Origin of the sequence: Rhodoferax sp. (assembly GCF_014859475.1) — a bacterium.
GTDB lineage: Bacteria > Pseudomonadota > Gammaproteobacteria > Burkholderiales > Burkholderiaceae_C > Rhodoferax.
Genome location: NZ_JACUUE010000074.1, coordinates 1 through 11,642, shown reverse-complemented (window position 1 = coordinate 11,642; position 11,642 = coordinate 1). Strand labels below are relative to the sequence as shown.

Below are 11,642 nucleotides of genomic sequence, written 5' to 3'. Positions count from 1 at the left end.
TGGTGGGAACTGAGAGGTTCGAACTCTCGACCTACGGATTAAGAGTCCGCTGCTCTACCAGCTGAGCTAAGTTCCCTGGGTTTCAGTGATGCGGAAAGTGCATCGCTAAGTGCCGAATTCTAGCAGAGCAAATGCCATGCAAATCTCGTGCGCAAGAAGCCACCAAAATGATTCTCGTACAGTCTGCATCAACTGATCACATCAGCAAATGCTCACCCGCATTGTCGCCGCCCAGGGTGACGTAATTGACCTTGCGGATGTCCATCAGGCTCTTGCCGCCTGAGTAACTGATGGAGCTTTGTATGTCCTGCTCCATCTCAATGAGCGTGCCAGCCAGCGTGCCATTGATCGGTTCCAGAATGCGCTTGCCTTCGACGTGTTTGTATTCGCCCTTGTTGAAGTCGCTGGCTGAGCCGTAATATTCCTTGAACAGCTTGCCGTCCACCTCCACTGTGGCGCCGGGCGATTCCTCGTGGCCGGCAAACAGCGAGCCGATCATGACCATGGTGGCGCCAAAACGGATGCTCTTGGCAATGTCGCCATGGTCGCGGATGCCGCCGTCGGCAATGATGGGTTTGGTTGCCACGCGGGCGCACCATTTCACGGCGCTGAGCTGCCAGCCGCCGGTGCCAAAACCGGTCTTGAGCTTGGTGATGCAGACCTTGCCCGGGCCGATGCCGACCTTGGTGGCGTCCGCGCCCCAGTTTTCCAGGTCGATCACGGCCTCGGGCGTGGCCACGTTGCCGGCGATGATGAAGGTGCTCGGGATTTTTTCGCGCAGGTAGCCGATCATGTTTTTCACGCTGTCGGCGTGGCCGTGGGCGATGTCGATGGTGATGTAGTCCGGTGCCAGGCCTAGCGCCACCAGTTGATCGACCGTGTCGTAATCCGGCTTTTTGACGCCCAGCGAAATGGACGCGTACAGGCCGCGTTCGCGCATGATTTTGACAAATTGAATGTTGTCCAGGTCGAACCGGTGCATCACGTAAAAGTAGTTGTTTTGCGCCAGCCAGATGCAGATGTCCTCGCTCACCACGGTTTTCATGTTGGCGGGCACCACCGGGAGGCGAAAGCGTCGCGGCCCGAGTTGCACGCTGGCGTCGCATTCAGAGCGGCTCGCCACCCGGCATTTGCGCGGCAGTAGCAAGATGTTGTCGTAGTCGAAGATTTCCATGGTCTGGCACCTGTTCAAAAAAAACGGGCCACAATTGCTTGGGCCCGGTGCTTGATTCTATCGAAGTCGGGTGGCTTTCTACAATGCCTCCATGTTTTCAAACCTGACCTCTCCCAGCGCACCAGATGCCGGCCTGTTGAACAATCTGAACCCCGAGCAGTTGGCTGCCGTCACGCTGCCCGCCGAGCACGCACTGATTCTGGCGGGGGCGGGTTCCGGCAAAACACGGGTGCTCACCACGCGCATTGCCTGGCTGCTGCAAACTGGTCAGGTGTCGCCCGGGGGTATTCTGGCGGTCACCTTCACCAACAAGGCGGCCAAGGAGATGATGACGCGCCTTGCCGCCATGTTGCCGCTGAATGTACGCGGCATGTGGATTGGCACCTTCCACGGGCTGTGCAACCGGTTTTTGCGCGCCCACTACAAGCTGGCGAACTTGCCGCAGAGTTTTCAGATTCTGGACATGCAGGACCAGTTGTCATCCATCAAGCGGCTGTACAAGCAGTTTGGCATCGATGACGAGCGCTTTGTGCCCAAGCAAATGCAGTGGTTCATTGGCGGCTGCAAGGAAGATGGCCTGCGCCCCAACATGGTCGAGGCGCGCGACGATGAAACCCGCAAAAAGATCGAAATTTACCAGCTCTACGAGGCGCAATGCCAGCGCGAAGGTGTGGTCGATTTTGGCGAGCTGATGCTGCGCAGCTACGAGCTGCTGCGCGACAACGACCCGATTCGGGAGCATTACCAGCGCCGCTTCAGGCACATTCTGATTGATGAGTTTCAGGATACCAACAAGCTGCAATATGCCTGGATCAAGATGCTGGCCGGCACGGGCGCACACAGCACGGCAGATGGTGCGTTCCAGCCGACCGGTTGTGTGCTGGCCGTGGGTGACGACGACCAGAGCATTTACGCCTTTCGCGGTGCGCGCGTGGGCAACATGGCCGACTTTGTGCGCGAGTTCAAGGTGCGCCACCAGATCAAGCTTGAAGAAAACTACCGCAGCGGCAGCAATATTTTGGACTCCGCCAATGCGCTGATTAGCCACAACAGCAAGCGCCTGGGCAAGAATCTGCGCACCGCGCAGGGGCCGGGCGAGCCGGTGCGGGTGTTCGAGGCCCCCAGCGACTTTGCCGAGGCCAAGTGGATGGTGGACGAGATGAAGCAGCTGGTGCGCGACGGTTTTGAGCGCAAGGAAATTGCCGTGCTGTACCGCTCCAATGCGCAAAGCCGCGTGATAGAGACCGCGCTCTTCAACGCCGGTATGCCCTACAAAGTGTATGGCGGCCTGCGCTTTTTTGAGCGTGCCGAAATCAAGAACGCGCTGGCCTACCTGCGCCTGCTGGAGAACCCGCGCGATGACACCAGTTTTTTGCGCGCCGTCAACTTTCCGCCGCGCGGCATCGGCATGCGCAGCCTGGAGCAATTGCAGGATGTGGCGCGCGCCAGCGGCTGCTCGCTCAGCGATGCGGTCAGCGGCCTCAGTGGCAAGGCGGGCACCAAGATTGGCAGCTTTCTGGCGGGCATCGACGTGCTGCGCGAGCAGACGCAGGGTTTGAGTCTGCGTGAAACGATTGAGCTCACGCTCGACCATAGCGGCCTGACAGACCACTACAAGGCCGACCGCGAAGGTGCCGACCGCGTGGAAAACCTGGAAGAACTGGTTAACGCGGCCGAGAGTTTTGTCAGTATTGAAGGCTTTGGCCGCGATGCCGTGGCGCTGCCGGTGGATGAGTTGGGCCAGCCGCTCACCCAGTCACCGGCCTCGCAAGGCCTGGACCTGAACCAGCCGCTGATCGACATCCCCGCGCCCGATCTCGAGACCGGCGAAACCCTTTCGCCGTTGGCAGCTTTTCTGACCCATGCCGCGCTGGAGGCCGGTGACAACCAGGCACAGGCCGGCCAGGATGCCATCCAGCTCATGACGGTGCATGCCAGCAAGGGCCTGGAGTTTGACTGCGTGTTCATTACCGGCATCGAAGAAGGCCTGTTCCCGCACGAAAACGCCATGAGCGACCGCGATGGCCTGGAAGAAGAACGCCGTCTGATGTACGTGGCGATCACGCGTGCACGCAAGCGCCTGGTCTTGAGCCATTCGCAAACCCGCATGCTGCACGGCCAGACGCGCTACAACCTGCGCAGCCGTTTTTTTGAAGAGTTGCCCGAAGAAGCCCTGAAATGGATCACGCCCAAACACCCCGGTTTTGGCCAGTCGGACAGCTTTTCAGATGCCCTGTATTCAGGTCGTTCAAATGCCTATGGCAAGCGTCCGGCAAGCCCGTTCGGCACGGACTATTCGCGCTTTTCAGCTGCCGCCCCACCGCCAGTGGCGCAACCCAAGGCCGAGGCGCAAAACAGCCTGCGCGCCAAGCAAAAGGTGTTTCATGCCAAGTTTGGCGAAGGTACGGTGTTGACATTGGAAGGTAAGGGCGACGATGCGCGCGCGCAAATCAACTTTCCGCGCCATGGTGTGAAATGGCTGGCGCTGTCAGTGGCCAAGCTCACGCCCGTGCCCTGATTTGATCAGGCCTGCGCAGGCGTTTCAGGCTCGAAACTGTCGCGGTAGGTGAAGTACAGCGAGGTAAAAAACATCGATGCCAGCAGCAGCAGCGCTGGAAACAACAAAATGCCTGACAACGTCGGGTTGCCCAGCAGGGGGCCCACTGTGCCGATGAGCAGAATGGCCACCACGATGGCGCCCATCCAGGTGAGGCCAAACCAGGTAAAGGCCCAGAAATTGCGAAAGCAGGCCACGATGCTGAAAAACATGCTTTTCAACGGTGGCAAGTCGTTCCAGAACACCAGCGCCGGCGCGTGCCAGAACATCAGCGACAGTGGCAAGTGCAGGCCGATGAAGACCCACATGGCGCGCTGAAAGTCGGACGACTGCAGCAGCTCCGGTGTGGGTGTGCTGCCGCCCATGTAAAGCCGGGCAAAGCCACCGCCATCCACCAGGTACGAAGCACCCATGGCCAGCATGAAACCGGCCGCGTACAGGGCGCCCAGCGCCAGCATGGCGCGCAGTTTGGCGGGCCCGGCGCGAAAGGCGGTGAACAAAATAAGTGGCATGGGGAACTTGCCTTGGGTGGCTTCGCGGGTGGCCGCCATCAGCCCCAGCGTGGCCGCGGGCAGCAGCGTCATGCCAAGCGGCAAGCCGATGAGCGGCAGCATGGTGGCCAGCGACATGAGCGCCATGAAGATGAAAAACAGACCGGCCAGCGCCAGCGGTTGTTTGAAGAAGGTCTGCATGCCCAGCTTGACCCAGGTGGCACCGGTGCGGGCGGGAACGAGTTTGAGTTTCATGTGATGGATTCGAGTGCCGGATAGTCCCGGATTTGGTCGGCCCGATGGCGCATGATGCGTTCAAAATGCGCGGGGTCGTGGGCTTGCAGCACGCTGGCTTGGCGCGGCAGGTAAAAGTCCCACAGGCGCGACAGCCAGAAGCGCAGGGCGGCGGCGCGCAGCAGGGCCGGCAGCAGTTCTTTCTCTGCCGCCTGCAGCGGGCGCTCAGCGTTGTAGGCAGTCAGGAAATAGTGGGCATTAACCGCGTGGTGCGCGCCGCTCGTCTGGTCGATGCACCAGTCATTGAGGCACACCGCCAGGTCGAACAGCCAGCTGTCAACGCCGGCAAAGTAAAAATCAAAAAAGCCGCGCAAAACAGGCTGACCCGCCACCGTTTCGAACATCACGTTGTCGCGAAACAGATCGGCGTGGATCGGGCCGCGCGGCAGGGCGGCATAGGCGGGCTGGCTTGCCAGCTGGTTTTGGTAAGCCAGCTCCTGGGTGAGCAGGTTTTTCGGGCCGTCCGTCAGGTAAGGCAGCACCACCGGCGCGGTGTCGTTCCACCAGTCCAGGCCGCGCAGGTTGGGCTGGCGCATATCAAAGTCGCGCCCGGCCAGGTGCATGCGGGCCAGCATGGCGCCCACCAGGGCGCAGTGTGCCGGGCCGGGCTGGGGCTCCTTTTGACCACTTAACTTGTCAACCACGGCAGCGGGCTTGCCCTTGACCTTGAACACCAGCTCGCCCAGGGCGTTGGCATGCGGCTGCGGCACCGCAATGCCGCGCTGCGCCAGGTGTTTCATCAGGCGCAGGTAAAACGGCAACTGGTTCAGGGTGAGGCGCTCGAACAGGGTTAGCACGTAGTCATGGTGCTGGCCATTTTTGAGTGCGCTGACAAAATAATTGGTGTTCTCGATGCCGCCCACGCAGCCTTGCAGGCTTTGCAGTTCGCCCAACTGAAGCAGCCGCAGCAGCGCGCTGGCCTCATCGAACGAGACTTCTGTATAGACCGCCATCGTTCAGAATCCCAGCACTTTCCAGGTGCGCTCACCCGTTTTGGGTGCCACCTGGTAGGCCGGCATGTTGTTTTTGGGCTGCACTGTGATGCTTTGGGTTTCGCCGCCCACGCGCACCTCGTCAATGCGCGCGCCGGCATCTTCCACCAATATGTGCTCGACGCGCGGTTGCGCCTTGGCCTTGGCAGGGGGGTCACGTTGCACAGTCGCGCTAGCGGGGGTCGTCGCAGCGGTTGCATAAGGGGTTTGGCCCCATGCCAGGCCGCTGGCCAGAAGGAAGGGTAGGGCGATGTAGGTTGAGCGCATCTTTTGATTGTAGAGAAAGCCAGCGGTAAGGCCATTGGCGTGCCGGGTGCAGGCAAAATGCCGACATGAACAATGTCCCCGCTAAAACCTTGCTGCTGGTCGATGGTTCCAGCTACCTGTACCGCGCTTTTCACGCCATGCCCGACCTGCGCGCCGTGCCTGGCGACCCGGCCAGCAGCCCCACCGGGGCCATCCGCGGCATGATCAACATGCTGCAAAGCCTGCGCAAGGACGTACCCGCCGAGTACGCAGCCTGTGTTTTTGATGCCAAAGGCCCCACCTTTCGTGATGATTTGTACCCGCAGTACAAAGCTCACCGTTCGCCCATGCCCGACGACTTACGCAGCCAGATCGAACCGATTCATGAGGTGGTGCGACTGATGGGCTGGAAGGTGCTGGCGGTGCCAGGCGTCGAGGCCGACGACGTCATCGGCACCCTGGCCGCCACCGCCGCCGCGCAGGGCATGCAGGTGATTGTGAGCAGCGGCGACAAGGACCTGGCGCAGCTGGTCAATGAGCGCATCACCATCATCGACACCATGAACGGTCGGGTGCGCGACGTGGCCGGGGTGACCACTGAGTTTGGCGTGCCGCCCAGTCTGATGGTGGACTACCAGACGCTGGTGGGCGACGCCATCGACAACGTGCCCGGCGTGCCCAAGGTGGGGCCCAAGACCGCCGCCAAGTGGCTGCAGGAATACGGTTCGCTCGACGCCATCGTGGCCCGGGCCGATGCCATCAAGGGCGCGGTGGGGGAAAACTTGAGGAAGTCGCTCGACTGGTTGCCTACCGGTCGCCTGCTGCTGACCATCAAGACCGATTGCGACCTGAAAGACTGGCTGCCTGATTTGCCCGACATGGACGACATTGCCGTGGGCAGCATGAACACCGCGGCGCTGGCCGGGTTTTATGAAAAATACGGCTTCAAGGGGCTGGCGCGGGCGCTGTCGGCGGGCAATGGTCAGGCTGGCTCTGGCCCCAATTCCACTGTCAAGTCGGTCACCAGCAACCGAGAACCCGGCCTTTTCGACGAACCTGATATGACACCAGAGGCCCCAGCCACCCCCCGCATCAGCACGGTGCTCTATGAAACGATCCTCACCTGGGATGCCTTTGACCGCTGGCTCGCCAAGCTGCAGGCCGCCGAACTGGTGGCGCTGGACACCGAAACCACCTCGCTCGATGAAATGCGCGCGCAAATTGTTGGCATCAGCTTCAGCGTCACGCCGGGCGAGGCGGCTTACATTCCTCTGGCCCATGCCTATCCGGATGCACCCACCCAGTTGCCCATCGACGAGGTGCTGGCCAAACTCAAACCCTGGCTGGAGGGTGCGGCCCACAAAAAGCTCGGCCAGCACGTGAAGTACGACCGCCATGTGTTTGCCAACCATGGGCTAGAGGTGCAGGGCTATGCGCACGACACCATGCTGCAAAGTTATGTGCTCGAAGTCACCAAACCGCACGGCCTGGCCAGCCTGGCCATGCGTCATCTGGGGCGCAGCGGCATCAGTTTTGAAGACCTGTGCGGCAAGGGCGTCAGCCAGATTTGCTTCGACCAGGTCGATGTGGCCAAGGCGGCAGAGTATTCGTGTGAAGATTCAGACATGACGCTCGATGTGCATCGGGTCTTGTGGCCGCTTCTTGAAGCCAATGACAAATTGCGTTTTATTTACGAGCTGGAAATTGCCAGCAGCGAAGCCTTGTACCGGATCGAGCGCAACGGTGTGCTGATCGACGCACCCACTTTGGCGGCGCAAAGCCACGAACTTGGGCAACGCATTTTGCAGCTTGAAAAGGAGGCGCATGAACTCGCCGGCCAACCCTTCAACCTGAGCAGCCCGAAGCAAATCGGCGAGATTTTCTTTGTCAAGCTCGGCCTGCCGGTGGTCAAGAAAACGCCCACTGGCACACCGAGCACCGACGACGAAGTGCTGCAAAAGCTGGCCGAAGACTACCCGTTGCCCGCCAAAATTCTGGCGCACCGCAGCCTGTCCAAGCTCAAGGGCACCTACACCGACAAACTGGCGCAAATGGCGCACCCGCGCACTGGCCGCGTGCACACGCACTATGCGCAGGCGGTGGCCGTGACCGGGCGCCTCTCCAGCAACGACCCCAACCTGCAGAACATCCCGGTGCGCACGCCCGAGGGGCGGCGCGTGCGCGAGGCCTTTGTGGCGGCGCCCGGTTGCGTCATTGCCAGCGCCGACTACAGCCAGATCGAGCTGCGCATCATGGCGCACATCAGTGGCGACGCGGCGCTGTTGCTGGCGTTTCACGACGGCATGGACGTGCACCGCGCCACCGCCGCTGAAATCTTTGGCGTGGACACCGCCCAGGTCAGCAGCGAGCAGCGCCGCTACGCCAAGGTCATCAACTTCGGCCTGATCTACGGCATGAGCGCCTACGGCCTGGCCAAGGCGCTGGGCATTGACAACACGGCGGCCAAAAACTACATCGCGCGCTACTTTGACCGCTACCCTGGTGTCAAGCATTACATGGATCAGACCCGCGCGCTGGCCAAGGCCCAGGGTTATGTCGAGACCGTATTCGGTCGTCGCCTGTACCTGCCCGAGATCAACTCGCCCAACGGGCCCCGGCGCAGTGGTGCCGAGCGCGCCGCCATCAACGCGCCCATGCAGGGCACGGCCGCCGATCTGATCAAGCTGGCCATGGTCAAGGTGCAGCAGGTCATCGATGCCGAGCAGCGCGCCACCAAAATGATCATGCAAGTGCACGACGAACTGGTGTTCGAGGTGCCCGAGTCAGAGGTGGACTGGGTGCGCCACGAGGTGCCAAAACTGATGGCCGGCGTGGCGCAACTCAAGGTGCCGCTGCTGGCCGAGGTGGGCGTGGGGCCAAACTGGGACAAGGCGCACTGAGCGTCTGTGCGCCACAGCACAAACCGCAGTGAACTTGCGTGCTTAAATAGTTGGCGTTTTACACGCTTCGATGCCGTCGGCATCAAAGCTTGGGTAAGGCGTTACAGAGGTACTTGCATGAATTCAATCAAACTCGTCGGTGTGGTGCTCATTGTTTTGGGTGCCCTCGGGCTACTTTATGGTGGCTTCAGCTACACCAAGGACGCCACAGCGCTCAAAGTCGGGCCGCTCGAGATGACTGTGAAGGAAAAGAAAACGGTCAATGTGCCGCTGTGGGCCGGCATTGGCGCCATTGTGGTCGGTGGCGTGTTGCTGGTGATGGGCGGCAAGAAGGGCTAAAGCTTGTTGCTTTGCGAGTCCTTAATCCAGCAGCAGTGTGCCCGGGCACTCCAGGTAAGCGCGCACTTGCTGGATGAATTCGGCCGCGTTCATGCCATCGACCACCCGGTGGTCGAATGAGCTTGACAGGTTCATCATTTTGCGTGCCACCACCAGTCCATTTTTGAGCATGGGCCGCTCGACGATGCGGTTCGGGCCGACGATGGCCACCTCCGGGTGGTTGATGACAGGGGTGTGGGCAATGCCGGCCAGCGGCCCCAGACTGGTCACGGTGATGGTCGAGCCGCTTAGCTCCTCGCGCGCTGCCCGGCCGCTGCGCGCGGCTTGTGCCAGACGCAAAATTTCGGCGGCGCAGGCCCATAAATCGAGCGTTTCGGCGTGTCGGATCACCGGCACCATCAAGCCGCCGCTGGTTTGCGTGGCCAGCCCCAGATGCACCGCGGCAAAACGCGTCACCACGGCGGCTTCATCGTCGTAGCGGGCGTTGATCTCGGGGTGCTGGCGCACCGCCAGCACGATGGCTCGGATCAAAAACGGCAGCAGCGTGAGCCGGCCACGGATGGCCCCGTATTGGGTGTTCAGGCGTGCGCGCAGGTCTTCGAGTTCGGTCACGTCAATCTCTTCGACATAGGTGAAGTGCGGAATGCGGCGTTTGGCATCCTGCATTTTTTGCGCGATCTTGCGTCGCAGGCCGATGACGGGGATGGCTTCTTCAGCAGTGCGCTGCGCGTAACGAGGATCGTTGATTGTCTTGCCCGGGTCGGCGCTGCCGGTGCTGGTGCTGCCTTGCGCGGTCGCGCGCGAAATTGAGGTTATCGAGTTTGCGTTGCTGTGCTTGGTATGCGCGTCGAGGTCGGCTTGCGTGATGCGACCGGCCGGGCCGGTGCCCTTGACGCTGGCCAGGTCGATGCCGAGCTCCCAGGCGCGACGGCGCACGGCGGGGGCGGCGACGGGCTTGGTGACGGCCGATGCTTCAACGTGCAGGGGGACATGGATGGCCGCGTCGCTGTCGTTCCTCGCCATGACGGCATGAGCTGGCGCGGTAGCTGTCGCTGACGTCTGCGTGGACGTGGACGTCGATAACGCACCCGGCACCTGAACAGGGCTTTCGTCACTGCGAGCGTAGCGCGGCAGTCCATGCAGTCCGGAAGTCATGGATTGCTTCACTTCGTTCGCAATGACGGGGTTCTTGGTGGCCGGGGTTTCAGGCTCAGGTAAGCCAGTGTCGACGGAACCTGCCACCTCAATGTGAATGATTTCGGTGCCCACGGCCACCACCTGGCCCACGGCCGCGTCGAGCGACAGCACAATGCCGGTCACATGCGACGGAATTTCGACCGTGGCCTTGTCGGTCATCACGTCGGCCAGAATCTGGTCTTCCGCCACGGTGTCACCCACCTGCACATGCCAGGCCACCAGTTCGACCTCGGCTATGCCTTCGCCGATGTCGGGCATCTTGATACTTTGTGTGCTCATGTCAGGCCTCCATCACGCGCTGCAGGGCGGCGCCAACGCGCGCCGGGCCCGGAAAATATGACCACTCCTGGGCATGCGGATAGGGCGTGTCCCAGCCGGTCACGCGCTCAATGGGCGCCTCCAACTGGTAGAAGCAATGTTCCTGGATCAGCGCGCTGAGTTCGGCGCCCAGGCCATTGGTGCGCGTGGCCTCGTGCACGATGACACAGCGACCGGTTTTCTTGACCGAGCGAATGAGCGTGTCGAGGTCCAGCGGCCACAGGCTGCGCAGGTCGATGATTTCGGCGTCCACCCCCGACTCAAGCGCTGCGGCTTCGGCCACATGCACCATGGTGCCGTAGGCGATCATGGTCACCGCGCTGCCGGGCCGGGTGATGCGCGCGCTGTCCAGTGGCACGGTGTAATAACCTTCCGGCACCTCGCCCAGCGGGTGCTTGCTCCAGGGCACCACCGGGCGCTCGTGGTGGCCGTCGAACGGGCCGTTGTAAAGCCGCTTGGGCTCCAGAAAAATCACAGGGTCGTTGTTTTCGATCGACGCGATCAGCAGGCCCTTGGCATCAAAAGGGTTGGACGGCATCACGGTGCGCAGGCCGCAAACCTGGGTGAATATGGCCTCGGGGCTCTGGCTGTGCGTTTGGCCGCCGTAAATGCCGCCACCGCAGGGCATCCGGAGGGTGAGCGGGCAGGTAAAGTCGCCCGCCGAGCGGTAGCGCAGCCGCGCCGCCTCCGACACGATCTGGTCGGTGGCCGGATAGACGTAGTCGGCAAACTGGATTTCGACCACCGGGCGCAGGCCGTAGGCGCCCATGCCGACCGCCGTGCCGACAATGCCGCCCTCGGAGATGGGGGCGTCGAACACGCGTTGGTCGCCGTACTTTTGCTGCAGGCCCTCGGTGCAGCGAAACACGCCGCCGAAGTAGCCCACGTCCTGGCCGTAAACGACCACGTTGGGATCACGCGCGAGCATCACGTCCATGGCCGAGCGCAGCGCCTGGATCATGGTCATGGGCGTGGTTTGCATGTTGTCCATGATCAGGCTCCCAATCCATGTTGCAGTTCTTGCCGCTGGCGCAGCAGATGCGCCGGCATGTGCTCGTACACGTCCTCGAACATGGTGGCCACGCTTTGGCTGTGCGCATCGGCCAGCGTGCCGAATTGTTCAGCCTCTTTTTG

General features: G+C 61.7%; 9 protein-coding genes and 1 tRNA gene. 3 read left to right on the top strand and 7 right to left on the bottom strand.

Annotated elements, in window-relative coordinates; all coding sequences use genetic code 11:
- Both IBX54_RS08310 and IBX54_RS08305 read right to left on the bottom strand, forming a co-directional pair.
- A tRNA-Lys gene (locus tag IBX54_RS08310) sits at nt 1-76 on the bottom strand.
- A 120-nt stretch (nt 77-196) separates the two neighbouring features.
- On the bottom strand, nt 197-1,174 hold the full coding sequence (locus IBX54_RS08305) for a GMP reductase (RefSeq protein WP_296542199.1): 978 nt from the start codon (nt 1,172-1,174) through the stop codon (nt 197-199).
- A 91-nt stretch (nt 1,175-1,265) separates the two neighbouring features.
- On the opposite strand from IBX54_RS08305, the gene IBX54_RS08300 reads away from it, so the two are divergent.
- Nucleotides 1,266-3,692 carry a UvrD-helicase domain-containing protein gene (locus IBX54_RS08300; protein ID WP_296542198.1) on the top strand — a complete coding sequence of 809 codons (2,427 nt, stop codon included), beginning with the start codon at nt 1,266-1,268 and terminating at the stop codon, nt 3,690-3,692.
- A 5-nt stretch (nt 3,693-3,697) separates the two neighbouring features.
- Here IBX54_RS08300 and IBX54_RS08295 read toward each other — a convergent pair whose 3' ends face one another.
- Genes IBX54_RS08295 through IBX54_RS08285 form a run of 3 tightly spaced genes read right to left on the bottom strand, consistent with a single transcriptional unit; the run spans nt 3,698 to nt 5,775 of the window.
- Nucleotides 3,698-4,477, bottom strand: a complete 780-nt coding sequence (locus IBX54_RS08295; RefSeq protein ID WP_296542197.1) for a BPSS1780 family membrane protein — start codon at nt 4,475-4,477, stop codon at nt 3,698-3,700.
- Nucleotides 4,474-5,469: a homoserine kinase gene (locus IBX54_RS08290; protein ID WP_296542196.1), complete on the bottom strand. Its 996-nt coding sequence runs from the start codon at nt 5,467-5,469 to the stop codon at nt 4,474-4,476. The genes IBX54_RS08295 and IBX54_RS08290 overlap by 4 nt, the downstream gene beginning before the upstream one ends.
- Nucleotides 5,470-5,472: 3 nt before the next feature.
- A complete protein-coding gene (locus IBX54_RS08285; protein WP_296542195.1) occupies nt 5,473-5,775 on the bottom strand; it encodes a hypothetical protein in 303 nt (100 codons plus the stop codon).
- A 65-nt stretch (nt 5,776-5,840) separates the two neighbouring features.
- Here IBX54_RS08285 and polA point away from each other — a divergent pair, with 65 nt between their 5' ends.
- The gene (gene polA, locus IBX54_RS08280; protein WP_296542194.1) at nt 5,841-8,654 is read left to right on the top strand and encodes a DNA polymerase I; all 2,814 of its coding nucleotides are present in this window, start codon (nt 5,841-5,843) and stop codon (nt 8,652-8,654) included.
- Nucleotides 8,655-8,771: 117 nt separating this feature from the next.
- On the top strand, nt 8,772-8,993 hold the full coding sequence (locus tag IBX54_RS08275; protein ID WP_296542193.1) for a hypothetical protein: 222 nt from the start codon (nt 8,772-8,774) through the stop codon (nt 8,991-8,993).
- A gap of 21 nt (nt 8,994-9,014) precedes the next feature.
- On the opposite strand, the gene IBX54_RS08270 is transcribed toward IBX54_RS08275, so the two are convergent.
- Entirely contained in the window at nt 9,015-10,469 is a 1,455-nt protein-coding gene (locus IBX54_RS08270; RefSeq protein ID WP_296542192.1) for a dihydrolipoamide acetyltransferase family protein, read from the bottom strand.
- Nucleotide 10,470: 1 nt separating this feature from the next.
- On the bottom strand, nt 10,471-11,499 hold the full coding sequence (locus IBX54_RS08265; protein WP_296542191.1) for an alpha-ketoacid dehydrogenase subunit beta: 1,029 nt from the start codon (nt 11,497-11,499) through the stop codon (nt 10,471-10,473).
- Nucleotides 11,500-11,642: the final 143 nt, after the last annotated feature.